The following is a 24,868-nucleotide window of genomic DNA, read 5'->3' as shown; positions in this document are numbered from 1 at the left end:
GCCATTTGATGCCCCGCTCCACCGACAGCAATACCACGCTCTCCCTCACCGCCCCCTCGCTGTCGGCGCTTTACCCCGATTCGCTGGCCGGTGACGAATCGCTCAACTCTCTCGGCTCGCAAACCCTCAACGGCCTCAACGACGGCACCGCCCTCACCCTGACCAGCGCTGTCGCCACTCACGTCACCACCACCCTGCACAACGACGCCCAACTCCGTCCCTTCGACGCACTGGTCGCCGAAATCCGCCAACTCCCTGCCGACGCCACCGCCGAGCGCTATCAACTCGTATTGCGTCCGTGGCTCTGGTGGCTGACCCTGGCCAGCAACAACCGTGTGTTCCAGAACCTCGCCACTTCGGACATCGTCACCACGATCTTCAAGGCCCACGGTTTCACCGATTTCAAACTGTCGCTGACCGGCAGCTACACCCCCCGCGAATACTGCGTGCAGTACGGCGAAACCGATTTCGCCTTTGTCTCACGGTTGCTGGAAGAGGAAGGCATCTTCTGGTTTTTCACCCACGAGGACGGCAAGCACACGCTGGTGCTGGGTGATAGCAATGACGCCTTTGTACAGATCCCCAACGGTCCGAAGGTCAAGTATCTGGGTCAGCAAATGGGTGAACGTGAGCTGCACGGCATCCGCTCCGGCCAGGTGTGCGTGCAGGCTGTCGCGGGCGTGTATCGAGCGACGGATTACGAGTTCACCACGCCGACCACCTCGCTCTATGGCCAGGCGGAGGCCGTGGCCGGGCCGCGTTCGATCTACGAGCATCCCGGTGGTTACAACGCCAAGGCTCGGGGCGATGCATTGACCAAACAACGGGTCGACGGTTTGCGCAGTGAAGAGAAACGTTTTGTCGGCGAAAGCGATTGCCGCTGGCTGATCCCGGGCCACTGGTTCACCCTCGACGGCCACGAAGATCCGAGCCTGAATATCGATTGGGTGGTCACGCACGTCACCCACGACGCCAGCCACGAAAGCTATCGCAACCGCTTCGAAGCAATCCCCAAAGCCACGCCCTTTCGCCCGCAACGCACCACACCGAAACCGCGCATGCATCCGCAGACCGCCCTCGTGGTCGGCAAGTCCGGGGAAGAAATCTGGACCGACGAGTACGGCCGGATCAAGTTGCAGTTCCCCTGGGATCGCGACGGCAAGAACGATGAAACCAGCTCCTGCTGGGTGCGCGTGGTGTTGCCGTGGAGTGGCAAGGGTTTTGGCATGCAGTTCGTACCGCGCATCGGCCAGGAAGTCATCGTGACCTTTATCGACGGCGATCCGGATCGGCCGCTGGTCACCGGATGCGTCTACAACGGCGACAACGCCCTGCCCTATGCCCTGCCGGCGAACCAGACCCAATCGGGGATCAAGACTCAATCTTCGAAGGGCGGCGGCGGGTTCAACGAGCTGCGTTTCGAGGACAAGAAGGATGCCGAAGAGGTGTTCCTGCAAGCGCAGAAAGACCTGAAGATCAACGTGCTCAACGACACCACCGCCACCGTCGGCCACGATGAAACCCTCACGGTGCAGAACGCCCGCACCCGCACGGTCAAGGACGGCGACGAAACCGTCACGCTGGAGAAAGGCAAACGCAGCGTGACCATCCAGACCGGCAGCGACAGCCTCGATGTGAAGGACAGTCGCACCGTGAAGGTCGGCGCCGACCAGACCCACAGCACCGGCGGCAACTACACCGACAAGGTCACCGGCGATTACAGCCTGACGGTGGACGGCAACCTGACAATCAAGGTCAGCGGCACCCTCACCCTGCAAAGCGGCGGCAGTTTCACGATCAAGAGCGGCGCGGATCTGGCGACCTCCGCCAGCACTTCGATCACCCAGAAGGCCGGCACCGCCATGACCAACCAGGCCGGTACCTCGCTGGACAACAAGGCCGGGACAACATTGACCAATGATGCCGGTATCAGCCTGACCAACAAGGGTGCGGCCTCGCAGACCGTGGACGGCGGCGGCATGCTGACCATCAAGGGCGGGCTGGTGCAGGTCAACTGACAAGGAGTCACCATGGCGATCACACCGCTGGATTTGCAGCAGGATGACAAACACCTCAAGGGGCGTCTGCAGGACGGGCAACTCGATGGCCCGTTGAGCATCAAGGATGACGGTCGCCAACAGGCAGACCTGAATTACAGCCAGGGCGAATTGCAGGGCACGTCCCTGCTCTATCACCCCAACGGCAAGGTGTCGGCGCAGATGCCGTTCGTGCGCGACAAACTGCAGGGCATCGCCAGTTTCTACGCGCCCGAGGGCTGGTTGCAGCGCAAGGCCACCTACCGGCGCGGGTTATTGCATGGCGAGGCGTTCAATTACTTTCCCGACGGGCAAGTGGCGGAGGCCGAGTTCTATCGCGACGGCGTGCGTGAGGGTCGCTATCAGCGCTTTCACCCGAACGGCAAACCGGCGGTGGATGCGCGTTATCTGAATGGGCAGTTGATGGAACCGGAGCAAGGGTTCGCCGAGGACGGGCGGCCGCTGGATGCCGATGGCAAGCCGATTTCCCGGGTGCGCTGGTGGTATCGCAAATGGACGGATCCGGCGCAGGCCTGACTCAGGGAATCAACATCTGCATCTGCCCCGGCATCACGATCTTGATCACCCCCGCCCAGTTGCACATCAACGTGCTGTTGGCATCGATTGCAGGCATCCCGCCCAACAGCAAGGTCGGCGCGCCGCCGGGGATCCACGGCGAGGCGGTGGCGGGAATGCACGGCATCGGCGTCAGCACACCCAACGCGGCAGCCGTGGCAGCGGCGACCATCGGGTTGGCCATGCTCATGCACATGCCGAAGGTGGTGACGTTGACCAGCGGAATATGATCCATGATGTTCGCCGCCGGCATTCCGCCGGTCAACGTGCGGTTGACCGGCAGCACGTTGAGCACCGCCGGCGCGGCGCCGAAACTGCATTGCAGGGTGGCGCTGGCACAGACTTGCGGGCAGCCCATTTCAAAGCTCCTTTCTGAACAAGGCATTCGCGCTAAACCTTAGTCGCCTGCGGCCCGCCGCGCACATTCCCAAAGGTGATTATCGTGCAACACGCTAACCTATAAGACCGAACCGCGCTTGTGACCGCCCGAGCGCGCCATTAGATTAGCCAATGATGTCTGGCCTCCAAAATAAGCAGAAGGGATAAGCATGGCGCTTACTGACCAGTCCACCCGTATCCGCTCTGGCGAAGAACTCGATGCCAGCCTGATCGATCCGTACCTCAAGGCGCACATTCCGGGCCTGACCGGCACGCCGCAGATCAGCCAGTTTCCCGGCGGCGCGTCGAACCTGACCTACCTGCTGGAATACCCGGATCAGGAATTCGTCCTGCGCCGTCCGCCGTTCGGCCACAAGGCCAAGTCCGCCCACGACATGGGCCGCGAATTTCGCATCCTCAACCAGTTGCGCGACGGCTTCCCGTATTGCCCGAAAGCCTACGTGCACTGCACCGACGAATCGGTGATCGGCGCCGAGTTCTATGTGATGGAACGGGTCAAGGGCATCATCCTGCGCTCGGACCTGCCGCCGGAACTGGGCCTGGATTCGGCGAAAACCGAAGCCCTGTGCAAGAGCTTCATCGACCGTTTCGTCGAACTGCACCGGGTCGATTACAACGCCTGCGGCCTCGGGGATCTGGGCAAGCCTGAAGGCTACGTCGCCCGCCAGATCAAAGGCTGGAGCGAACGCTACGAAAAAGCCCTGACCCCGGACGCACCGCACTGGGAGAAAGTCAAAGCCTGGCTCAACGACAAGATGCCGGCCGATCACCCGACTTCCAGCATCGTGCACAACGACTATCGCTTCGACAACGTCATCCTCGACCCGAACAACCCGATGCAGATCATCGGCGTGCTCGACTGGGAACTGACCACCCTCGGCGATCCATTGATGGACCTGGGCAACACCCTCGCCTACTGGATCCAGGCCGACGACCCGGCACCGGTGCAACTGATGCGCCGCCAACCGAGCCACGCCCCGGGCATGCTGACCCGCCGCGAATTCGTCGACTACTACGCCGAGCGTTCCGGCATCCAGATCGACAATTTCGACTTCTACTACACCTACGGCCTGTTCCGCCTGGCCGGCATCGTGCAGCAGATCTACTACCGCTTCTTCCATGGCCAGACCCAGGACAAACGCTTCGCGCAGTTCATTCACATGAACAAACTGCTGGAGCACATGAGCCTGCAGGTCATTGCCAAATCCAGCCTCTGATGACGGCGTTATAACAAGGCTTACTACAAGGGAATCCCATGTCCAAGACTCAGTTGTTCGACCTCGACGGCAAGATCGCTTTCGTCTCCGGCGCCAGCCGTGGCATCGGTGAAGCCATCGCCAAACTGCTGGCCCAGCAAGGTGCCCATGTGATCGTTTCGAGCCGCAAACTCGAAGGCTGCCAACACGTGGCCGACGCCATCATCGCCGCCGGCGGCAAGGCCACAGCGGTCGCCTGCCACATCGGCGAAATGGAACAGATCAGCCAGGTCTTCGCCGGGATCAAGGAACAGTTCGGGCGCCTCGACATTCTGGTCAACAACGCCGCGACCAACCCGCAGTTCTGCAACGTGCTGGACACCGACCTCGGCGCCTTCCAGAAAACCGTCGACGTGAACATCCGCGGCTACTTCTTCATGTCGGTGGAAGCCGGCAAGCTGATGCGCGAAAACGGTGGCGGCAGCATCATCAACGTGGCGTCGATCAACGGCATTTCGCCGGGGATCTTCCAGGGCATCTACTCGGTGACCAAAGCCGCCGTGATCAACATGACCAAAGTCTTCGCCAAGGAATGTGCGCAGTTCGGCATCCGCTGCAACGCCCTGCTGCCGGGCCTGACCGACACCAAATTCGCCTCGGCCCTGGTGAAGAACGACGCGATCCTGAAACAGGCCCTGACGCAGATCCCGCTCAAGCGCGTAGCCGACCCGAGCGAAATGGCCGGCGCCGTGCTGTACCTGGCAAGTGATGCGTCGAGCTACACCACGGGTGTGTCGCTGAACGTGGACGGCGGTTTCCTGTCCTGATCCACTTCTGACGCAAACGAAAGGCAGCCCTAGGGCTGCCTTTTTCATGCCTCCAGAACCTTCGGCAACTGCCAGCCGAAATGCACCGACAACAACCTCAACAACAAACACGCGGCCCCCGCCAGCAACGCCGCCGCCACTGGCGGAACCCCCAGCCTGCGCCCGATGATCAACACCGCTGCGCCGATAAACGCCGAACTGGCGTACAAATCCGCCTGCAACACCACCGGCACCCGCGCCAGCACGATGTCACGCAGCACCCCGCCACCGACGCCGGTAATCGTGCCCATCAGCATGGACACAAACGGCGAGATCCCGAAATTCAACGCCTTCTGCGCCCCGGCCACGGCAAACAGCGCCAACCCCGCCGCGTCCAGCACGATCAAGGTCGAACCGGACCAGCCCAGCACCTGCTCATGAAAAACAAACGCCACCCCGCCCATGGCAAACGCCAGCGCCGGATAACGCCAGTCAGCCACAGCCTTGGGTGGTGTAGCGCCGATCAACAGATCACGGGTCACCCCGCCGCCGAGTGCGACGATAAAGGCAATCACCATCACCCCGAGCAGATCGAGCTGACTGCGCATCGCCGCAATCGCGCCCTCAACCGCAAACACCGCCGTGCCGACCAGATCGGCCACCAGCACAATCCACTCGACCCGCGCCTTCACAGGCGCCCGGGCTATTGAGTGACGCAACGGGTCGTTGAGATGTGTCGAGTCACTTGACCGTCGGCATACGCATCACCGGCGACCTCGGTATTTTCCATGACCTGACAAGTGCGCTCAGGTGGCGGAGGCGGTGCTGCCGGCGGAGGGGGTGGAGGACTGGCGCAGCCACTGAGCAGCACCAGACCGAAAGCCGACAACAACGAAGAACACACGCGTTTCCCAGGATTGTTCATAGGATGACCCGCGATGAAAGGAAGAAAACTCCCGTTGCCGAGCGTACAAATGCCCGGTTATGGAAACCGAACCACTCATTCCTTATAGACCAGTGGGCTGCGAGTGCCAGTGAAATGGCTTGAACTGGTGGGATTTGCTGTCGATTTTTGGGATGAGTAGCTATCAATTGAACGAGTCGACTGATCCGTCGCCACCACTGACAAGCCAGTGCCAACAGGTGAATGTCAGATTGGGACGCAGAGCGTCCCGGGCTGCATTCCCACGCGGAGCGTGGGAACGATCAAAGAGCACACAAGTCGGCTTCGCGCTCCTCACCACTCAACACGATGAGCGTTAGCTCGAGTACCGCCTTTGATCGCAGGGCCCGTCGGCAGGCTGAGTGGAGGGATTGATCCGGGGGTGGGAGCGCAGCGACCGTTTGGCGAAGCCAAACACATCGAGAGGAGGTGCAGCGAAGCAAACCGTAGGCGATGCCCCCGGATCAATCCCGGAGCGAAGGAACCCGAGCCACAGCGAGGGCCGAACGTCAGGGTAAAGACTTTTTGGTTACTTTTGAGGCGTTTGTCAAAAGTGACCCGCTGTAAGAGCGGAACCGCCAGCCGCAACACCCGAAGAAACTGATATTCATCCAAACCCACCCAGAGCATGGTCGGCCCAAAGGCCGCCAAGCTCACCCGGGCGACCGCAAAGAATTACTCTCAAGCTCATACCGCAACTCATCAACCAAACCATCCACCGCCTCATCCGTGCGCAACGCATCCAGACTCAACCCACTGATCACCAGATCCACCCGCCCCGAAACCGGCTCATACAACTTCACAGTAAGCGAATGATCCCCATCCACCACACACTCACAAGCCAACGGCGAAAAACTGCGCTCAAGCCGAGCCCGCAACTGCGCCAGATAAATCATCGCGCCAGCTCCACACAACCAGACTCAACAACAAACAACACATTCATAAAGGGCTGATCCATTAGCAGGTTCCAAAGAGACACGATCACCAAAAAATGCATCGCACCTCACCAGACTAAGAACACCCCGCCCGATCAAACACCCGAATTTGCACCCCATGAACTAGTGCATTTGCACCTTACCGCTGCCCCCGGCCGCCCCCCGAAAACAACCCACGCTCGCGAGCCCAGACAATCGCCTCACTGCGACTGTGCACATCGAGCTTCGAATACACCGTCGCCACATGATTGCGCACCGTGTTCGGCGCCAGTTTCAAGCGCGCAGCAATCTCCTTGTCCGCCAACCCCTCACAGATCAGCCCCAGCACATCGCGCTCGCGGGCGGTGAGATCGGTGAACGACACACTCGGCAATTGCGGCGAATTGACCTTCTTCACATTGGCCAGTTTTTCGATCAGCGTACGGCTGAACCACGAAGCATCCTTCATCACCTCTTCAATCGCCGCCACCAGCTCAAGCTCGGTGCGCTTGCGCTCGGTGATGTCCATCAGCACCAGCAGATAGCACACCGTGTCCTGAATGTTGACGGTGTCGGCGGACACCGCGCACTCCAGCAATTCGGCGTCTTTCCTGCGGATCCGCATATCGACGCGATCGACCCGACCGGTCTTCTCCAGCGCCGCCAGCAACCGGGCGCGTTCCGCCGGTTCATCGATGAATTCCAGTTGCGCGACGGTCTTGCCGAGCACGTCGTCGCTCTCGTAAGCCAAGGTATCGAGAAAGGCCTGATTGACGTCGATCAGCCGCTGCTCGTCGGCACTGCAAATCAGGATCGGCACCGGGGTCAGGCGAAAGGCCTTGGCGAACCGCTCTTCACTTTGGCGTAAGGCGACTTCGGCCTTGTGCCGAGGCTCCATGTCGACGAACGAAAACAGCATGCAGTCCTCGTCATTGAGCACCAGCGGCTGCCCCGCCACGATCACCTGCTTGCTGCCACCGTCCGGCAGACGCAATTCAGCCTGCATCTGCGGAATGGTCGCGACATCGCGCAGGCGCTGGATCGCCAGGTCCTTGCGCTCGGCCTGTTCGAGAATATCCAGTTCATAGGTCGAGGCGCCGATCACCTGATCGCGGGTGTAACCGGTCATTTCCAGGAACCCCGGATTGACCTTGATGTAACGCAGATCGCTGAGGCGGCAGATCACTGCCGGCGCCGGGTTGGCATTGAAGGTTTTTTCGAAGCGCTGCTCGGCGTTGGCCCAATCGGTGACGTCGCTCATGATCAGCACCAACGACTCGGTCTCGCCGTCGCGGTCGGTCAACACCATGCTGCGCACGCTGTGCACCCAGGTGCGCTCCTCATCGCTGCGCGGGGTGACTTCGACCAGCACGTCGCTGAAGGTCTCGCCGGCGGCCACACGGCTGATCGGGTACTGCTCCAGCGTCAGCGTATGGTTGTTGCGATAACGCAGATTGAAACGCTCGACGTATTCCCCGGCGTTGTTGCCCAACTCGCCGATGCGACTGACGCCATGCATCGCCAGCGCCGCTTCGTTGGCCCAGAGAATCGTCTGGTCGAGTTCCAGCAGAATCACCCCGTCGGACAGGCCGGCAATGATCTGCTGCAACTGACGGCGATTGGTTTCGGTGGTCAGGACGTCCCGGCTCATTGGCTCTCCACAAATGCACGCATGTGAAGTTTACGACCGCAGGCCGTTGTGATCGTGCCGGGCAACTTTGTCCCTGATTATCGCGATGTGTGATCGACCAGTTCGCGCAGCGTATCCAGAAACAGCTTGAGCACCGGCGAGGCATCGTCCGCCCGATACGTCGCGCCGGGCCAACGGGTGATCCGCCGGCATCACCACGTGGATCGGCTCGTGGATCAGCAATTCATTGCGCAGCTGCGGGTCGTCATAGCCGACGCGAAACACGGATGGCTCGGCCCGGACGTCTGCGACGGTGCGACGATTGGTCTCGTCAGCTCCCACCGGCGGCGTTCGCGACTTTCGGCTTTCTCGACTAACGTTAGTACCTCATCGGATTGAGCCCCTGCCAGCTACACCGGGCTCTTGATCAAGGAGAGACTGATGACATCCAACCGCCTCATCGAACAGACCTATCGCACCTGGTCCAGCCCCATCCTGCTGGAGCTGAAAAAGCGCGAACACCAGATGGCGCCAGCCGAACGCCAGGCGCTCGAGAACGTGCTGGTGGAAAGACGATTGCTGGACGTTGGCAACCCGAATGGCGTTGAACGACGAAAAGGCGCGGCGAGTAAAACCGACAATCCCGGGTAATCACTTCACCCGCCTGAGTTTGCGTTCAGCCCCAGGCTCAGTAGTTCCTTGCGCAAGATCGAGGGTTTTAGAAACGCCAACCCAGCCTGCCATTCCATCGGCAGCAAACGACTCAACTTCTGCTGGCTGACCACGGGTTCGGCCAGCAAACAACTTTTGCGTTGACTGATGCAGATGACGTTCAGCAACCAGTCATCACCCTGCCCGTCCATCCAGCGGCAAATCTCGCTGCGATACTTCTCGATCAGCGCGTCGGCATCCCATACGGTCATCTGCGCAAAAACCTCAGACAACCGGCTTTCGGGTTTCATGCGTTTGAGATCGGCGGCCAATGCAGCAGACATGTCTGATTCGATGGCAGCCTGACATTCGAGGAAGTACTGCCCGGGCCAGTCCGCCGTGAGTTTCCCGTGTGGCGCGAGTTCGGCGTAGGCATCGATGTCCGCGGTTGTGGTCATTTGCCCGGTGAAATTCAGCGTGTTGTCCAGAATCGCCGTGGCCAGCAGAGCGGCGCTTTGTTCGCTGATCCTTGGCACCAAGCCTGCGGCTTTCCAGCGCTGAAAAACCTGAGTCGCTGCCGCGCCGATCGGGCGGATGTCGGCGGCCGATCCAAGTGTCTGTGCCCAATGGTCTTCGAAGCCCGGATGATGGTCGATGACTTCCACCACCCGATCGAGCGCGACCATCGGGTCGAAATGGTGGTAATCGGAGACGTCGACCAGAATGAACTCATCGTTGGAGGTCGGGCGGTAATCGTGCAGCACCGCGCCCCAGCCGAGCACGGTGTTCGAAACACTGGCATTGGGTTTTGCGCTGCTGACGGCGCGGGCAGGAATGCCTTGCAGGTTGAGCAGTTCTGCGTAGGCGATGCAGCAGGCGTAGGCGTCGATGTCCAGATACGCCGAGCCTGAGGTGATGACTTTGATAGGCGACATTGCGCGTCCCTGGCTTCCATTTCAGGGGCGGCAACGTCGCACGTACAGATGACAGTTTCAAGTCAGGCGGCGCGCTGCCCTCCCGCCACCGCCGCCGAAGCCGCCAGCATCGCCCGCAGCAACACCGCACAGCCGGCCGCCAGATCGTCCGGCGCGGCGTTTTCGATTTCGTTGTGGCTGATGCCGCCTTCGCACGGCACGAAGATCATCCCGGCCGGGCCGAGTTCGGCGAGGAAGATTGCGTCGTGTCCGGCGCCGCTGACGATGTCCATGTGCGACAGGCCCAGACCTTTGGCGGCACCGCGCACGGCTTCGACACAGCCTTTTTCGAAGTACAGCGGCGGGAAGTCGGCGGTCGGGGTCAGTTCATAGCTCAGGCCGTGTTCTTCGCAGGTCGCTTCGATGACTTGTTTCACCTCGCTGATCATCGAGTCGAGACGTGCCGGTTCCAGATGCCGGAAGTCGAGGGTCATGCGCACTTCGCCGGGAATGACGTTGCGCGAGCCCGGATAGGCTTGCAGGCAACCGACCGTGCCGCAGGCGTGGGGTTGGTGGCCGAGGGCCGCGCGATTGACCGCGCCGACGATCACCGAAGCGCCGACCAGAGCATCCTTGCGCAGGTGCATCGGGGTCGGGCCGGCGTGGGCTTCGACGCCGCGCAGTTTCAGGTCGAACCACTTCTGGCCCAGCGCGCCGAGTACTACGCCGATGGTTTTCTGTTCGTCTTCAAGGATTGGTCCTTGTTCGATATGTGCTTCGAAGTAGGCCCCGACCTTGTGCCCGCTGACCTTGCGTGGCCCGGCATAGCCGATGGCATTCAGCGCTTCACCAACGGTCACGCCGTCGGCATCGACCTTGGCCAGGGTTTCTTCGAGGGTGAATTTTTCCGCGAACACGCCGGAGCCCATCATGCACGGGGCGAAGCGCGAACCTTCTTCGTTGGTCCAGACCACCACTTCCAGCGGCGCCTCGGTTTCCACGCCCAGGTCATTGAGGGTGCGCAACACTTCGACCCCGGCCAGCACGCCGAAGCAACCGTCGAACTTGCCGCCGGTGGGCTGGGTGTCGATGTGGCTGCCGGTCATCACCGGGGGCAGGTTCGGGTTACGGCCAGGGCGGCGGGCGAAGATGTTGCCGACTTCATCGACCGTGACGCTGCAACCGGCGTCCTTGCACCACTGCACGAACAGGTCGCGGGCCTGGCGGTCGAGGTCGGTCAGGGCCAGGCGACAGACCCCGCCCTTGACCGTGGCGCCGAGTTTGGCGAGTTCCATGAGCGACGCCCACAAGCGGTCGCGGTTGATGTGCTGATGGGTCGATTGCAGAACGTCTACGGCTGCGTTCATGGGGATCTCCTCAGGCAGTTCTTATGGGAATTACAACGGCGATTTGACGACCACCGGGCTGGTCCGCATCGCGCACAACCCGTAATAGATCAACCCGCCCAGCGCCGAGCCGGTGAACCAGCCGTAGCTGTAAAACCAGCTGAATGCGCTGCTGCCCAGCGACAGCAGGGTCAGCACCACCGGCACGCCGAACGCGATGAACCCGGCCCAGTTCCACGCCGGGTACACGTCGTCGCGGTACAGGCCGGCCAGGTCCAGTTGCTGTTTCTTGATCAGGAAATAGTCCACCACCATGATCCCGGCGATCGGCCCGAGCAGGCTGGAATAACCCAGCAGCCAGTTCGAATACACGGTTTCCAGGCTGACATCGGAGACGATCCATCCGAGCTTTTTCAGCAGCTCATGGCCCATCAGCGCCAGACCGACGAAACCAGTGAGGATGACCGCTTTGGTGCGGTTGATCACCTTGGGCGCGATGTTCTGGAAATCGTTGGTTGGCGAGACGATGTTGGCGGCGGTGTTGGTCGACAGCGTGGCGATGATGATCAGCGCCATGGCCACCGCAACCCACACCGGGCTCTGGATATGGCCGATCAAAGTCACCGGATCGGAGACGCTGACGCCCACCAGTTTCACCGACGCGGCGGTCATCACCACGCCCAGTGCGGCGAACAGGAACATGGTCAGCGGCAGGCCGAAAATCTGCCCGAGGATCTGATCCTTCTGGCTGCGGGCATATCGGCTGAAATCGGGAATGTTCAGCGACAGGGTGGCCCAGAAGCCGACCATCGCTGTCAGCCCGGCGGCGAAGTAACTGACCACGCTCGCACCTTCGGGACGCTTCGGCGGAATCGCCAGCAGTTCAGTCATCGACACATTCGGCATGGCCCACACCAGCAAGCCGATGCCGACCGCCACCAGCAACGGTGCCGACAGGGTTTCCAGCCACTTGATCGACTCGGCACCCCGAATCACCACCCACAGGTTCAGCACCCAAAAAATCATGAAACCGATCACCTCCCCCGTCCCGCCGAGGGATTTCCAGCCCTCAAACACCGAGCCGAGAAACAGGTGAATCGCCAGCCCGCCGAACATGGTCTGAATGCCGAACCATCCGCACGCCACCAGCGCCCGGATCAGGCACGGCACGTTGGAGCCGAGAATTCCGAACGACGAACGCAGCAGCACGGGAAACGGAATCCCGTACTTGGTGCCGGGAAACGCGTTGAGTGTGAGGGGAATCAGAACGATGACGTTGGCAAACAGAATCGCCAGCAGTGCCTCGCCAACGGTCAGGCCAAAGTACGCGGTGAGCACCCCGCCGAGGGTGTAGGTCGGCACGCAGATCGACATGCCGATCCACAGCGCGGTGATGTGCCATTTGTTCCAGGTTCGTTCGCGCACCTTGGTCGGTGCCATGTCGTGGTTGTAACGGGGACTGTCGAGGACGTCGCTGCCGGCTTCGAGCTCGAACAAGCCGTCGCGCTCGATCACTTGTGATCTGTTCTGTTGCATGGCCGCTCCACTGTTCTTCTGATTATTTTTTTGCTCATCAGGCGGCTGCACACGCGGGTGCAAGCCGGACGATGGCCGGAGGAACTGACAACTTTCTTGCACCGGCCATGGTGTCAGCGGCGGCATCAATAAACATGCCGGGTGCCCCGCTTTCGCATCGGGCCGTGCTTTCAACTTTGCGTAACCAACTGATGTTTATCAGTTTTAATTATTCACCTTATGAGGCCGCGAAAACTTGACTGAACACTCAGGCTAAATGCCAGGCAAGTTGTCCGAACTGTCAGGACTCAATCTGGTGCACTGCACTTTTTTTCGTCGTGGGCGATCAACCGCAGCTCAACTTCAAGCGGCTGATTTCACATAGGAAATCTTGCTCATATTTCCAACCTGTCAAGTGCGTCAAAATGGTGAAGCACCTCACCATTTTGGTGATTTTGTATTTTTATCGTTATTTATCAGTCACTTAAAACAGATATAAGCTTATAAAAAATATTCTTGCTCAATTGTAAAACTGCGACTAGCGTCTATTCCTGACAGCGCTGACAAGATTACGCATTGGCGCTGCAAACAATAAAACATCTAGAACCGGCACAAGTCGGTCATGCCTGCGAGGAACTCGGAATGTCTCTGTTGATCCGTGGCGCCACCGTTGTTACCCATGATGAAAGTTACCGCGCCGATGTCTATTGCGCTGACGGCGTGATCAAAGCCATTTGTGAAAACCTGGATATTCCCGCCGGCGCCGAAGTGCTCGACGGCAGCGGCCAATACCTGATGCCCGGCGGCATCGATCCACACACCCACATGCAACTCCCGTTCATGGGCACCGTGGCCAGCGAAGACTTCTACAGCGGCACCGCCGCAGGCCTGGCCGGTGGCACCACCTCGATCATCGATTTCGTGATTCCCAATCCGCAGCAGTCGCTGCTCGAAGCGTTTCATCAGTGGCGTGGCTGGGCGGAGAAGTCCGCCTCCGACTACGGTTTCCACGTCGCGATCACCTGGTGGAGCGAGCAGGTCCGCGAGGAAATGGCTGAACTGGTCAGCCATCACGGAATCAACAGCTTCAAGCATTTCATGGCCTACAAGAACGCGATCATGGCCGCCGACGACACGCTGGTGGCGAGTTTCGAGCGCTGCCTGGAACTCGGCGCCGTGCCGACCGTGCACGCGGAAAACGGCGAGCTGGTCTATCACCTGCAGCGCAAGTTGATGGCCCAGGGCATCACCGGGCCGGAAGCGCACCCGCTGTCGCGGCCCTCACAGGTCGAAGGTGAAGCCGCGAGCCGGGCGATCCGCATCGCTGAAACCATCGGCACGCCGCTGTACCTGGTACACGTCTCGACCAAGGAGGCCCTCGACGAAATCACCTACGCCCGCAGCAAGGGTCAACCGGTCTACGGCGAAGTGCTGGCCGGGCATCTGCTGCTGGACGACAGCGTCTACCAGCACCCGGACTGGCAGACCGCCGCCGGTTACGTGATGAGCCCGCCGTTCCGCCCGCGCGGGCATCAGGAGGCGCTGTGGCAAGGCTTGCAGAGCGGCAATCTGCACACCACCGCCACCGATCATTGCTGCTTCTGCGCCGAGCAGAAAGCCGCTGGCCGCGACGACTTCAGCAAGATCCCCAACGGCACCGCCGGTATCGAAGACCGCATGGCGGTGTTGTGGGATGAAGGGGTGAACTCGGGACGGTTGTCGATGCAGGACTTCGTCGCCCTCACCTCCACCAACACCGCGAAAATCTTCAATCTCTATCCGCGCAAGGGCGCAATCCGCGTCGGCGCCGATGCCGACCTGGTGCTGTGGGATCCGCAAGGCACCCGCACCATCTCCGCCAAGACCCACCATCAGCAGGTGGACTTCAACATCTTCGAAGGCAAGACCGTGACCGGTGTGCCGAGCCATACCGTCAGCCAGGGCCGGGTGGTCTGGGCCGATGGCGACCTGCGCGCCGAGCGCGGGGCAGGCCGGTATATCGAACGGCCGGCGTATCCGGCGGTGTTTGACTTGTTGAGCAAGCGGGCTGAGTTGCACAGACCTGTGGCCGTCAAACGCTGATTCCCTGATTACCGATGATCGTTCCCACGCTCTGCGTGGGAATGCAGCCCGTGACGCTCCGCGTCACTGGACGCGGAGCGTCCCTTGAGGCATTCCCACGCAGAGCGTGGGAACGATCGACAACAAAAAACCACTGCCCGACAGAGGCAGAAAACCTCAAATAACCGTGAGGCAAAAAACCGTGATCGAGACCCTGAATCATCTCCCGCACCCGCACGAAAGTGCGGCCGCCCTCGCCGGCCATTTCACTGATCTGGCACCGCCGCTCAACGACCGTCAGGCGCATCTGGAAGCTTCGCGCTGCCTGTATTGCTACGACGCGCCGTGCGTGAATGCGTGCCCGAGCGAGATCGACATCCCGTCGTTCATCCGCAATATCCATCAGGACAACGTACCGGGTGCCGCGCAGAAAATCCTCTCGGCGAACATCCTCGGCGGCAGTTGCGCGCGGGTCTGTCCGACCGAGATCCTCTGCCAGCAAGCCTGCGTGCGCAACAACGCCCACGAATGCGCGCCGGTGCTGATCGGCCTGCTGCAACGCTACGCCGTGGACAACGCGCACTTCACCGAGCACCCGTTCCAGCGCGCCGCCGCCACCGGTAAACGCATCGCAGTGGTCGGTGCCGGCCCGGCGGGTCTGTCCTGTGCGCATCGCAGCGCCATGCACGGTCATGACGTAGTGATTTTCGAAGCGCGGGAGAAGGCTGGCGGGCTCAACGAATACGGAATCGCCAAATACAAACTGGTCGACGACTACGCACAGAAGGAACTGGATTTCCTCCTGCAGATCGGCGGCATCGAAATCCGCCACGGGCAGAAACTCGGCGACAACCTGACCTTGAGCGAACTGCATCAGCAGTTCGACGCGGTGTTCCTCGGCCTCGGTCTGAACGCCAGCAAGCAACTCGGCCTGGCCCACGAAGACGCGCCCGGCCTGCTCGCTGCCACCGACTACATCCGCGAACTACGCCAGGCCGATGACCTGTCGCAACTACCGCTGGCTGAACACTGCATCGTCCTCGGCGCCGGCAACACCGCCATCGATATGGCCGTGCAAATGGCCCGCCTCGGCGCCCGCGACGTCAACCTGGTCTATCGCCGTGGCGCGGCAGACATGGGCGCCACCGGCCACGAGCAGGACATTGCCAAGGCCAATCAGGTGCGGCTGCTGACCTGGGCGCAACCGGACGAAGTGCTGCTCGACGCTCAGGGCAAGGTGCGCGGCATGCGCTTCGCCCGTACGCATCTGGTGGAAGGTCGCCTGCAAACCACTGGCGAGACGTTCGAGCTGGCCGCCGATGCGATCTTCAAAGCCATCGGCCAGGCCTTCGACAGCAGCGCCCTCGCCGACCCGCTGGCCCGCGAACTCAAGCGTCAGGGTGAACGCATCCAGGTCGATGAAAACCTGCGTACCAGCATCCCCGGCGTGTACGCCGGCGGCGACTGCACCAGCCTCGATCAGGACCTGACCGTGCAAGCGGTGCAACACGGCAAGCGCGCCGCCGAGGCGATCAACGCTCAACTGATGCTCAACGTGGAGGCTGCGTAAATGGCCGATATCTCGATTGTCTTCGCCGGTATCAAAGCCCCCAACCCGTTCTGGCTGGCCTCCGCGCCTCCGACCGACAAGGCCTACAACGTGGTGCGCGCCTTCGAGGCCGGCTGGGGCGGCGTGGTCTGGAAAACCCTGGGTGAAGACCCGGCGGCGGTCAACGTCTCTTCGCGTTACTCGGCGCATTACGGCGCCAACCGCGAAGTGCTGGGCATCAACAACATCGAACTGATCACCGACCGCTCGCTGGAAATCAACCTGCGGGAAATCACCCAGGTGAAAAAGGACTGGCCGGATCGCGCGTTGATCGTGTCACTGATGGTGCCCTGCGTCGAAGAGTCGTGGAAAAACATCCTGCCGCTGGTGGAAGCCACCGGCGCCGACGGCATCGAGCTGAACTTCGGTTGCCCCCACGGCATGCCCGAACGCGGGATGGGCGCGGCAGTCGGTCAGGTGCCGGAGTACGTCGAGCAGGTCACGCGCTGGTGCAAGACCTATTGCTCGCTGCCGGTGATCGTCAAACTCACACCGAACATCACCGACATTCGCGTCGCCGCCCGCGCCGCATACCGGGGCGGCGCCGATGCGGTGTCGCTGATCAACACCATCAATTCGATCACCAGCGTCGACCTCGAACACATGGTCGCCCTGCCCACCGTCGGCAGCAAAAGCACTCACGGCGGTTATTGCGGCTCGGCGGTCAAACCGATAGCGCTGAACATGGTCGCGGAAATCGCCCGCGATCCGCAGACTCAAGGCCTGCCGATCTGCGGCATTGGTGGCATCGGCAGCTGGCGCGATGCGGCGGAGTTCATTGCACTGGGCAGCGGTGCGGTGCAGGTGTGCACGGCGGCGATGCTCCACGGGTTCCGGATTGTCGATGAAATGAAGGATGGCTTGTCGCGGTGGATGGATAGTCAGGGCTACGCCAGCATCGCCGAGTTCTCCGGGCGTGCGGTGGGCAATACGACCGACTGGAAGTACCTGGACATCAACTATCAGGTCATCGCGAAGATCGATCAGGAAGCGTGCATCGGTTGCGGGCGGTGCCACATTGCCTGCGAAGACACATCACACCAGGCAATCAGCAGCCTGAAACAGGCCGATGGCACGCACACATATGAAGTGATCGATGATGAGTGTGTGGGGTGCAATCTGTGCCAGATCACCTGCCCGGTGGCGGACTGCATCGAGATGGTGCCGATGGAGACGGGCAAGCCGTTTCTGGACTGGAATCATGATCCGCGGAATCCGTATCACGTTGCGGTCTAGATTGCCTGCTGATCCAGAAGTCCCCTCACCCTAGCCCTCTCCCCCTGGGAGAGGGGACTGATTGGGGGATATTGACGAATTACACCGACGTGAAAATCCTGCGTTGAATCCATAACCGAAACAGCTGGAACTCCACTGTGAATCCATAATCGACCCGGTCTTGCAGGTCGATGTAGCTCGCAAGACACCTCAGTCGGCCCCCTCTCCCTCCGGGAGAGGGCTGGGGTGAGGGTTAGCTTTTGACTTTTTTCAGGGTTCTAAACCTATCCCCCGCAAAATCACACTCGTCACCGTCTGCACCGCCCGCTCGAACTGCATGTCCGACAACGGCTGATGCTCATTCAGAATATTCACCTGATGATCGAAGTCGGCATAGTGCTGGGTCGACGCCCAGATCATGTACAGCAAACTCGACGGTTCCACCGGCAGAATCCGCTTGTCCTCCACCCACTGCCGAATCTTCGCCTCTTTCATCTTGGCCCAGTCGTACAGGCTGACATCCAGTGCCTCGCCCAGGGTCGGTGCGCCGTGGATGATTTCGTTGGCCCAGACTTTCGAGCCATACGGCCGGCTGCGCGAGTGGTTCATCTTGGCGCGGATGTAGCTGCTGAGCACCACCCGTGGATCATCGAACATCTCGAAGCACAGGGCGTCCTGCTTCCACACTTCCAGCAGGTCGAACAGCACCGCGCTGTACAGCTCGCTCTTGGTCGAAAAGTAGTAATGCAGGTTGGAACGCGGCAATTGCACTTCGGCGGCGATGTCGGCCATGGCGGTGCCACCGAAGCCTTTTTCGGCGAACACCTTTTCCGCCGCCAGAAGGATTTTCTCGACATTGCTGCGGCGGATTTCGATCTTGTGATTGCCCATGAGGGCTCCCTGAAGACAACGTTGTTGAAGACTAGCATCCGCTCTGGGCAAGGGGCGACAGCCAAGAACGATTCTTCACACACCCGGGCATTTTTCTGGTTTAGGATCGCCACCCGCCTCCTTGTCTCACCTCAAGGCAACGTGCACGGCACACCCTATACTGTCCGCCGTCACTCACTGAAAAGGGATTGCCCATGAAGCTGAAAAACCTGTTCACCGCCGGCGCGCTGCTCGCCTCGCTGGTCGTCACTTCCCAGGCGTTCGCCCACGCACATCTGAAAAGCCAGACCCCGGCCGCCGACAGCACCGTCGCCGCGCCGGCGGATCTGCGCCTGGTGTTTTCCGAAGGCGTCGAAGCCAGCTTCACCAAAGTCATCGTGACCCACGATGGCGCGCCAGTGAAGGTCAAGCCGCTGACCACCGAAGGCGACAAGAAAACCCTGATCGTCACGCCCGAAGCACCGTTGACCGCTGGCGAATACAAGGTCGAATGGCACGCGGTGTCGGTCGATACGCACAAGAGCGAAGGCGCCTATCAGTTCAAGGTTGGCCAGTAATTCATGAGTGAAGCGCTGGTGTTGTGCCGGTTCCTGCATTTCATCGTGGTGTTGATGCTGTTCGGGGCCTGGCTGTTCCGGCCGCTGCTGCTCAAGGGTGAAGCGCCGGCGCTGGATCGACACCTGGCGCGGCTGGCCCGTTGGCTGGTGGCGATTGCGCTGGTCAGCGGCGTTGCCTGGGCGTTGCTGATCACCGCGAGCATGGCCGGTTCGGCCGCTGCAGCGTTCGATCCGGACACCATTGAGCTAGTGCTGGGCCATACGTTTTTCGGTCAGGTGTGGCGCTGGCATCTGCTGATCAATGCACTGCTATTGGCGTTGCTGTTTACCCCGTGGCGATCGAGCCAACCATTGCGGCTGGGCCTGAGCGCGTTGCTGCTGATGACCCTCGCCCCGGTCGGTCACGGGGCCATGCTCGACGGCTTCAGCGGCCAGATGCTGATCCTCAATCAGGTGGTTCACCTGACGTGCGTCGGCGCCTGGCTCGGTGGGCTGCTGATGCTCGTGATGATCCTGCGCCAGCCTGATGCAGCGGTGCGCTATGTCTTGCTGCGGTTCAGTGGGCTCGGTTACGTGCTGGTCGCCGGTCTGTTGATGACCGGACTGATCAACGTGCGCGTCCTCACCGGCCAATGGTGGCCGACGCCGTTGTTCTCGGGATTTGCCCTGATTCTGTTGATCAAGGCATTGCTGGTGTTCGGCATGCTCGCACTGGCGCTGTTCAACCGCTTGCGCATCAGTGATTGCGAACAACGGATCGACACCCTCAAGCGCAGCGTGATGCTCGAGTGGTTGCTGGGGATCGGTGCCGTGGCGGCCGTGTCCGTGCTCGGCACCCTGCCCCCGATGATCGCCGCCTGAGGTCAGTGCTTCTGGGTATCACCCGCCGCTGTATCAATGCTGACCACCACCGACATCCCCGGTCGCAGCCGTTCGCTCTCCTGCTGCCCCGGATCGATGGTGATACGCACCGGCACCCGTTGAGCGATTTTCACGAAGTTGCCGGTGGCGTTGTCGGCCTGCAATAAGGCGAATTCGGAACCGGTGCCCGGCGAGATGTGCTGCACGTGACCGGTGAACTTGCGGTGGTTCAGGCCATCCACGGTGAAGGTCACCGGTTGCCCGACCCGCACGTTGTCCATCTGGGTTTCTTTCATGTTGGCGATCACCCACTTCTGGTCCGGCACCAGCGCCATCAACTGCGCCCCGGAATTGACGTAGGCACCGAGGCGCACGCCGATCTGCCCGAGCTGGCCGTCGCGCGGGGCGATGATCCGGGTGTTGGACAGATCGATCCGCGCCAGTTGCACCGCCGCCTCGGCGCTGGCCACCGCGGCTTCCAGCGAGCCGCGATTGACGATCACCGTTTGCAGGTCCTGCCGAGCGATTTCCAGATTAGCCTTGGCCTGCGCCACCGACGCAATGCCCTGCGCGTTGGCGGCCAGCGCCACGTCCATCTCGCGCTTGGAGACTGAGCCGTCATTGACCAACGCCGTGTTGCGTCGCAAGTCAGCCTCGCTTTTGCGCAGCTGCGCCTCGCTGTCGGCCACCACCGCCTGCCGCAACTTGATCGTCGCTTCGGCGCTGTTGCGCTGCTGGACGACGTTGGCCAGCGCAGCCTTCTGTACCGCCAGTTGCGCCAGCGACTGATCGAGACGCTGCTGATAAATGCGGTCATCGAGACGCACCAGCAAATCGCCTTCCTTCACAAACTGGAAGTCCTGCACCGGTACTTCAAACACATAACCACTGAGCTGCGGACCGATGATCGTCACCTGCCCCCGCACCAAGGCGTTTTCAGTGGTCTCGACCGCGCTGCTGAACGGCGGCAACTGCCAGGCGTAGAGCACGATCAGCACACCGACGATGGCAATCGCGGCAAAGCCCAGCGACGAGATGATCCGCACCCGCAGCGAGCGCGGTTCAGTGTTCGGTGATGACGGCGGCGCCTCTCCCTCGGGAGTGGCGGCGATGGCATTGGTGGTCGTGGTGGTCGGTTCGGTCATGAAGAAGTGGCACCGCTGGAAGGTACGGAAGGTGTCGGGGCGACGGCTTTGGTGGTGCTGATCAGCCACAGCGCACGGAGGGAAATCCAGATCATGGTGAGGATCGCGATCACCGCAATCAGCATGAACACATCGTTGTAGGCCAGCACGTTGGCTTCACGGGTGGCGGCGTTGGCCAGGCTGCGAATGCCTTGCAGGTTGCGCAGGCTCGGGTCCGCAATCAGGGAGCCGACCGCCGAACCGCCGCTCTGTACCCGGGCGGCCACCAACGGATCGGACAGCACCAGTTGCTCGACGATATGGCTGGAATGAAACTTCTCGCGCACGATCTGGAATGTCCCCAGCAACGCTGCGCCGATCAGGCCGCCGAGGTTGTTGCAGATCCCGAACAACACCGAAAAGCTCACGAGGTTGCGCGGATTGGTCAGCACGTTGCGCGTGCCGAGAACCATGGTCGGGCCGAGGAAGAATGTGCTGCCGAACGCCAGCAGGAACTGGCTGAAATAGAGGTTTTCGGGGCGGGTCAGGTTGTTCGAGGAGCTGTCGATGATCGAACCGGTGGCCATCAACGCCAGCGACACAATCAGCGGCATCAGCAGGTGCTTCGGGTCGATGGTCAGCGCACTGGTCAGCAGCCCGGCGACGCTGCCGATCAGCATCACCACGTAGAGGCTGTGCAACTGCTGGCTGCTCATGTTCAGGTTTTGCATGAAGCCCACGGCGCCGGTGGATTGCTCCGAGGTCACCATGCGAATCAGGATCACCGCCAGTGCCAGGCGGATCATCACCCCGCTGCCGAGCCAGCGGGTCATCAGCATCGGGTTGCTGCGGTTGTGTTCGATGGCCAGCCCCGCGAGGATGAGGGCAATCGATGCGGCCAGGGCGATGCCGATCCATTGCGCCTCGAGCCACCAGTCGATCCGGCCCAAAGACAACACCGCGCACAACAGCGCAACGCCACTGGCGAGGATGGCGAAGGTGAGAAAGTCGAGGGGTTCGAAGGTCTTGAAGCGGTCACCCGGCGGCAGCTTGAGCATCAACACGCAGCCGAGCGACAGCAGCGCCATGCCCAATTCGAACAGGTACAGGCCGCGCCATTCGGCGATCTGTAGCAAGTCTTCGGAAAACAACCGGGCCAGCGGCAACGCCAATTGTGAAGTACCAAGGCCCAGCACCAACGCCTTCATCCGCCATTTGGCCGGGAACGCCTGAACCATGTAATACAGGCCCAGCGAGCTCAACGCCGCGCCGACCATGCCGTGAGCGGCACGCACCGCAATCGCCGAGCTCAGGTCATTGACGAACAAATGGCCGAAGGTCACCAGCGCATACAAAACCAGGAACACCTCGGTGAACGCCCGCAAACCGAACTGCTGGCGAAACTTCACCAGCAGCAGGTTCATCGACACGTTGGTCATTACATACGCCGCCGGCAACCAGGCCATTTCGGCCGTGGTCGCGCCGATCGCGCCTTGCAGGTAAGGCAGGTTGGCGACCACCAGCGAATTGCCCAAGCCACCGGTCAGCGCCACCAGCAACCCCACCAGCGCATAGGCCAGGCGCCTGGGGTTGGAGTGCAGCGGCGTCGAGGGGGAACCGGGCAGACTGGGCTTCTCGTGAGGCTGCCAGTCGCGCGGGGCGTATTGATTCATTGAAAGGCCTTGTGCCGAAGATGGCATCAGTGTGCCGGGGTCGCCGGGATTCGTAAATTTTGTTTAAAGGTCATCTCGCACGCAGCGGATTTTTCCCAAGCGTTGCGAATGCCAACCTGCAGCACTTCTCAACCTGCAAGGTGCCCGTTATGACCACTTCCCGCTGGCAACGCTCCCCGCGTCTGCTGAAAAACCTGCTGGCAGCCGCCCTGCTGCTGCCTGCCCTCGCCTTCGCCCAGGAACGACCCTGGCCGGATGGCTCGCAACTGGTGATTTCGGTGTCGATGCAATTCGAAACCGGCGGCCAGCCCGAGGGCGCTGAAAGTCCGTTCTCCGGTACACCGTTGCCCAAAGGCTACCCGGACCTGCCGGCGCAGACCTGGTTCGATTACGGCTACAAGGAAGGCTTGTGGCGCATGCTTGATCTGTGGGACCGCACCGGCATCAAGGTCACCTCCCACGTGGTCGGCGAAGCGGCGCTCAAGCACCCGGAACTGGCCAAGGCGATCGCCGAGCGCGGCCATGAACTGGCAGCCCATGGCATGCGCTGGGCCGACTCGTACAACATGAACTACGCCCAGGAAAAACAGTTCATCGGCGACGGCGTCGCTGCCGTGGAAAAAATCACCGGCCAGCGTTCGGTCGGCTACAACGCCAACTGGCTGCGGCGCAGTCCCAATACGTTGAAGGTGCTGCAAGATCTGAATTTCACCTACCACATCGACGACGTCAGCCGCGACGAACCCTTCGTGACGATGGTTCGCGGGCGCAAATTCGCCGTGGTGCCCTACACCCTGCGCAACAACGACATCGTATTGATCGAGGGCCGGCACTTCTCCGCCGAGCAGTTCTATCAGCAACTGGTGCTGGAATTCGATCGCCTCTACGCCGAAGGCGCGAGCAAGCGGCGGATGATGTCGGTGAGTCTGCACGACCGCATCGGCGGCACGCCGGCGATGGTCGAGGCGATGGAACGCTTTATCCGTTACGCGCAATCGCATCCGAAGGTGACATTCATGCGCAAGGATCAGATTGCCCAGGTGGTGCTGACCGAGAAAAACCCGCTGATCGACAACACCGAGGCGGCGTACAACCAGTGACAAAAAAATCGCAGCCAAGGCTGCGATTTTCTCTCTGCTTAACGACTCACGCCCGCAGCAGCATATAAGCCGCGACCACCAGACACACACTGGCAAACCCCACCTGCAACGCCCGCGCCGGTACCCGCGCGCAAAGTTTGCGGCCGACGATCATGCCGACGATGCTCGCAACGATAAACGCCGCGCCCAGATGATCGATCCGCACCCCGGCATGAAATGCGCCAATCACGCCAATGGCGGAAATCAGGCTGATGACCATCAAGGAAGTGGCGACGATCCCGCGCATCTGCACATCGGTCAGTTGCTTGAACGCCGGCACGATCAGAAACCCGCCGCCAACGCCCAACAAACCAGACACCACGCCGGTGACAGCACCCAGCGCCGCAAGGGTCGCGGTGCATTTGGCGGTCCAGTCGAAACGTCCGGTCTGTTCGTTGAGCATGCAGTTCTTCTGCCCCCAACTGGCGTGGCCATGATCGCTCGGGCCCGGCTCCTGGCGTTCACGGCGCAGCATGCGCCACGCCACCATCACCATCAGCAGGCTGAACAGGATCATCAGGATCTTTTCCGGCAACTGATGGGCGAAGTAGATGCCCACCGGCGAAAACACTGCACCAAGTGCCGCAATCAACAGCGCCGCGCGATAACGCACCAGACCATGGCGCAGACCGTCGATGGCACCGACCGCCGCCGCGCTGCCGACGGCGAACAACGCCACCGGCGCCGCTTGCGTCATCGTCCAGCCCAGTCCGAGCACCAGCGCCGGCACCGCGAGAATCCCGCCGCCGGCCCCGGTCAGACCGAGGATCAACCCCATCAACACGCCAAACAGACTTGCCAGCAACATAGAG

22 protein-coding genes are annotated in these 24,868 nt (G+C 61.2%); 11 read left to right on the top strand and 11 right to left on the bottom strand.

The window, feature by feature from the left end:
* Window positions 1–8: 8 nt before the first annotated feature.
* Together tssI and AC1RR7_RS02445 are read left to right on the top strand one after the other, a co-directional pair.
* Window positions 9–2,018, top strand: a complete 2,010-nt coding sequence (tssI, locus tag AC1RR7_RS02450; RefSeq protein ID WP_493155969.1) for a type VI secretion system tip protein TssI/VgrG — start codon at window positions 9–11, stop codon at window positions 2,016–2,018.
* A 12-nt stretch (window positions 2,019–2,030) separates the two neighbouring features.
* On the top strand, window positions 2,031–2,573 hold the full coding sequence (locus tag AC1RR7_RS02445; RefSeq protein ID WP_493155967.1) for a toxin-antitoxin system YwqK family antitoxin: 543 nt from the start codon (window positions 2,031–2,033) through the stop codon (window positions 2,571–2,573).
* A 1-nt stretch (window position 2,574) separates the two neighbouring features.
* Here AC1RR7_RS02445 and AC1RR7_RS02440 read toward each other — a convergent pair whose 3' ends face one another.
* Window positions 2,575–2,970: a DUF4280 domain-containing protein gene (locus tag AC1RR7_RS02440; protein WP_085732036.1), complete on the bottom strand. Its 396-nt coding sequence runs from the start codon at window positions 2,968–2,970 to the stop codon at window positions 2,575–2,577.
* A 190-nt stretch (window positions 2,971–3,160) separates the two neighbouring features.
* Here AC1RR7_RS02440 and AC1RR7_RS02435 point away from each other — a divergent pair, with 190 nt between their 5' ends.
* Both AC1RR7_RS02435 and AC1RR7_RS02430 read left to right on the top strand, forming a co-directional pair.
* Window positions 3,161–4,228 carry a phosphotransferase family protein gene (locus tag AC1RR7_RS02435; protein ID WP_102622091.1) on the top strand — a complete coding sequence of 356 codons (1,068 nt, stop codon included), beginning with the start codon at window positions 3,161–3,163 and terminating at the stop codon, window positions 4,226–4,228.
* Between the two features lie 38 nt (window positions 4,229–4,266).
* Window positions 4,267–5,034, top strand: coding sequence for an SDR family oxidoreductase (locus tag AC1RR7_RS02430; protein WP_085687598.1), 768 nt, complete (start codon window positions 4,267–4,269; stop codon window positions 5,032–5,034).
* A gap of 44 nt (window positions 5,035–5,078) precedes the next feature.
* Here the strand turns inward: AC1RR7_RS02430 and AC1RR7_RS02425 are convergent, their stop codons facing one another.
* From AC1RR7_RS02425 to AC1RR7_RS02415, 3 genes are all read right to left on the bottom strand, one after another.
* Complete coding sequence (locus AC1RR7_RS02425) at window positions 5,079–5,732, bottom strand: trimeric intracellular cation channel family protein (protein ID WP_493155965.1); 654 nt, start codon at window positions 5,730–5,732, stop codon at window positions 5,079–5,081.
* An 877-nt stretch (window positions 5,733–6,609) separates the two neighbouring features.
* On the bottom strand, window positions 6,610–6,852 hold the full coding sequence (locus AC1RR7_RS02420; protein WP_192558318.1) for a DUF1652 domain-containing protein: 243 nt from the start codon (window positions 6,850–6,852) through the stop codon (window positions 6,610–6,612).
* Window positions 6,853–7,030: 178 nt separating this feature from the next.
* A complete protein-coding gene (locus AC1RR7_RS02415) occupies window positions 7,031–8,521 on the bottom strand; it encodes a helix-turn-helix transcriptional regulator (protein ID WP_493155963.1) in 1,491 nt (496 codons plus the stop codon).
* Between the two features lie 420 nt (window positions 8,522–8,941).
* Between AC1RR7_RS02415 and AC1RR7_RS02410 the strand changes: the two genes are divergently transcribed.
* Window positions 8,942–9,151, top strand: a complete 210-nt coding sequence (locus tag AC1RR7_RS02410) for a hypothetical protein (RefSeq protein WP_096822539.1) — start codon at window positions 8,942–8,944, stop codon at window positions 9,149–9,151.
* Between the two features lie 5 nt (window positions 9,152–9,156).
* On the opposite strand, the gene AC1RR7_RS02405 is transcribed toward AC1RR7_RS02410, so the two are convergent.
* The 3 genes from AC1RR7_RS02405 to AC1RR7_RS02395 form a co-directional block, all read right to left on the bottom strand.
* A complete protein-coding gene (locus AC1RR7_RS02405; protein WP_493156953.1) occupies window positions 9,157–10,077 on the bottom strand; it encodes a DHH family phosphoesterase in 921 nt (306 codons plus the stop codon).
* 71 nt (window positions 10,078–10,148) lie between these two features.
* Window positions 10,149–11,432 carry a Zn-dependent hydrolase gene (locus AC1RR7_RS02400; protein ID WP_102621982.1) on the bottom strand — a complete coding sequence of 428 codons (1,284 nt, stop codon included), beginning with the start codon at window positions 11,430–11,432 and terminating at the stop codon, window positions 10,149–10,151.
* A gap of 30 nt (window positions 11,433–11,462) precedes the next feature.
* A complete protein-coding gene (locus tag AC1RR7_RS02395) occupies window positions 11,463–12,947 on the bottom strand; it encodes an NCS1 family nucleobase:cation symporter-1 (protein ID WP_102621983.1) in 1,485 nt (494 codons plus the stop codon).
* 621 nt (window positions 12,948–13,568) lie between these two features.
* Here AC1RR7_RS02395 and hydA point away from each other — a divergent pair.
* From hydA to preA, 3 genes are all read left to right on the top strand, one after another.
* The gene (gene hydA / locus AC1RR7_RS02390) at window positions 13,569–15,008 is read left to right on the top strand and encodes a dihydropyrimidinase (protein WP_493155961.1); all 1,440 of its coding nucleotides are present in this window, start codon (window positions 13,569–13,571) and stop codon (window positions 15,006–15,008) included.
* A gap of 181 nt (window positions 15,009–15,189) precedes the next feature.
* Window positions 15,190–16,557: an NAD(P)-dependent oxidoreductase gene (locus tag AC1RR7_RS02385; protein ID WP_493155959.1), complete on the top strand. Its 1,368-nt coding sequence runs from the start codon at window positions 15,190–15,192 to the stop codon at window positions 16,555–16,557.
* The gene (gene preA / locus AC1RR7_RS02380; RefSeq protein ID WP_493155957.1) at window positions 16,558–17,832 is read left to right on the top strand and encodes an NAD-dependent dihydropyrimidine dehydrogenase subunit PreA; all 1,275 of its coding nucleotides are present in this window, start codon (window positions 16,558–16,560) and stop codon (window positions 17,830–17,832) included. It abuts the gene before it with no gap.
* 249 nt (window positions 17,833–18,081) lie between these two features.
* Here preA and AC1RR7_RS02375 read toward each other — a convergent pair whose 3' ends face one another.
* Window positions 18,082–18,702, bottom strand: coding sequence for a TetR/AcrR family transcriptional regulator (locus tag AC1RR7_RS02375; protein WP_038365564.1), 621 nt, complete (start codon window positions 18,700–18,702; stop codon window positions 18,082–18,084).
* Window positions 18,703–18,896: 194 nt separating this feature from the next.
* Between AC1RR7_RS02375 and copC the strand changes: the two genes are divergently transcribed.
* Both copC and copD read left to right on the top strand, forming a co-directional pair.
* Complete coding sequence (gene copC, locus AC1RR7_RS02370) at window positions 18,897–19,259, top strand: copper homeostasis periplasmic binding protein CopC (protein ID WP_096822546.1); 363 nt, start codon at window positions 18,897–18,899, stop codon at window positions 19,257–19,259.
* A gap of 3 nt (window positions 19,260–19,262) precedes the next feature.
* Complete coding sequence (gene copD / locus AC1RR7_RS02365; protein ID WP_493155954.1) at window positions 19,263–20,120, top strand: copper homeostasis membrane protein CopD; 858 nt, start codon at window positions 19,263–19,265, stop codon at window positions 20,118–20,120.
* Window positions 20,121–20,122: 2 nt separating this feature from the next.
* Here copD and AC1RR7_RS02360 read toward each other — a convergent pair whose 3' ends face one another.
* Both AC1RR7_RS02360 and AC1RR7_RS02355 read right to left on the bottom strand, forming a co-directional pair.
* A complete protein-coding gene (locus AC1RR7_RS02360) occupies window positions 20,123–21,265 on the bottom strand; it encodes an HlyD family secretion protein (protein ID WP_102621988.1) in 1,143 nt (380 codons plus the stop codon).
* A complete protein-coding gene (locus AC1RR7_RS02355; protein ID WP_096822549.1) occupies window positions 21,262–22,917 on the bottom strand; it encodes an MFS transporter in 1,656 nt (551 codons plus the stop codon). Before AC1RR7_RS02355 ends, AC1RR7_RS02360 begins: the two co-directional genes overlap by 4 nt.
* Before the next feature lie 149 nt (window positions 22,918–23,066).
* On the opposite strand from AC1RR7_RS02355, the gene AC1RR7_RS02350 reads away from it, so the two are divergent.
* On the top strand, window positions 23,067–24,017 hold the full coding sequence (locus AC1RR7_RS02350) for a polysaccharide deacetylase family protein (RefSeq protein ID WP_192558328.1): 951 nt from the start codon (window positions 23,067–23,069) through the stop codon (window positions 24,015–24,017).
* Between the two features lie 46 nt (window positions 24,018–24,063).
* On the opposite strand, the gene AC1RR7_RS02345 is transcribed toward AC1RR7_RS02350, so the two are convergent.
* Entirely contained in the window at window positions 24,064–24,864 is an 801-nt protein-coding gene (locus tag AC1RR7_RS02345; protein WP_096822551.1) for a sulfite exporter TauE/SafE family protein, read from the bottom strand.
* Window positions 24,865–24,868 lie beyond the last annotated feature (4 nt).

Source organism: Pseudomonas sp. GW821-FHT11G12, from assembly GCF_058808055.1.
This window is presented reverse-complemented; position numbering and strand designations above follow the sequence as displayed.

Excerpts from the sequence above, each read along its gene's own strand:
- AC1RR7_RS02395 (WP_102621983.1), bottom strand. The coding sequence starts at position 12,947 with ATGCAACAGAACAGATCACAAGTGATCGAGCGCGACGGCTTGTTCGAG.
- AC1RR7_RS02375 (WP_038365564.1), bottom strand. The coding sequence starts at position 18,702 with ATGGGCAATCACAAGATCGAAATCCGCCGCAGCAATGTCGAGAAAATC.
- copD (WP_493155954.1), top strand. The coding sequence starts at position 19,263 with ATGAGTGAAGCGCTGGTGTTGTGCCGGTTCCTGCATTTCATCGTGGTG.
- AC1RR7_RS02410 (WP_096822539.1), top strand. The coding sequence starts at position 8,942 with ATGACATCCAACCGCCTCATCGAACAGACCTATCGCACCTGGTCCAGC.
- AC1RR7_RS02420 (WP_192558318.1), bottom strand. The coding sequence starts at position 6,852 with ATGATTTATCTGGCGCAGTTGCGGGCTCGGCTTGAGCGCAGTTTTTCG.
- AC1RR7_RS02355 (WP_096822549.1), bottom strand. The coding sequence starts at position 22,917 with ATGAATCAATACGCCCCGCGCGACTGGCAGCCTCACGAGAAGCCCAGT.
- AC1RR7_RS02345 (WP_096822551.1), bottom strand. The coding sequence starts at position 24,864 with ATGTTGCTGGCAAGTCTGTTTGGCGTGTTGATGGGGTTGATCCTCGGT.
- AC1RR7_RS02415 (WP_493155963.1), bottom strand. The coding sequence starts at position 8,521 with ATGAGCCGGGACGTCCTGACCACCGAAACCAATCGCCGTCAGTTGCAG.
- AC1RR7_RS02400 (WP_102621982.1), bottom strand. The coding sequence starts at position 11,432 with ATGAACGCAGCCGTAGACGTTCTGCAATCGACCCATCAGCACATCAAC.
- preA (WP_493155957.1), top strand. The coding sequence starts at position 16,558 with ATGGCCGATATCTCGATTGTCTTCGCCGGTATCAAAGCCCCCAACCCG.
- AC1RR7_RS02360 (WP_102621988.1), bottom strand. The coding sequence starts at position 21,265 with ATGACCGAACCGACCACCACGACCACCAATGCCATCGCCGCCACTCCC.
- AC1RR7_RS02350 (WP_192558328.1), top strand. The coding sequence starts at position 23,067 with ATGACCACTTCCCGCTGGCAACGCTCCCCGCGTCTGCTGAAAAACCTG.
- AC1RR7_RS02435 (WP_102622091.1), top strand. The coding sequence starts at position 3,161 with ATGGCGCTTACTGACCAGTCCACCCGTATCCGCTCTGGCGAAGAACTC.
- hydA (WP_493155961.1), top strand. The coding sequence starts at position 13,569 with ATGTCTCTGTTGATCCGTGGCGCCACCGTTGTTACCCATGATGAAAGT.
- copC (WP_096822546.1), top strand. The coding sequence starts at position 18,897 with ATGAAGCTGAAAAACCTGTTCACCGCCGGCGCGCTGCTCGCCTCGCTG.
- AC1RR7_RS02440 (WP_085732036.1), bottom strand. The coding sequence starts at position 2,970 with ATGGGCTGCCCGCAAGTCTGTGCCAGCGCCACCCTGCAATGCAGTTTC.
- AC1RR7_RS02445 (WP_493155967.1), top strand. The coding sequence starts at position 2,031 with ATGGCGATCACACCGCTGGATTTGCAGCAGGATGACAAACACCTCAAG.
- tssI (WP_493155969.1), top strand. The coding sequence starts at position 9 with ATGCCCCGCTCCACCGACAGCAATACCACGCTCTCCCTCACCGCCCCC.
- AC1RR7_RS02430 (WP_085687598.1), top strand. The coding sequence starts at position 4,267 with ATGTCCAAGACTCAGTTGTTCGACCTCGACGGCAAGATCGCTTTCGTC.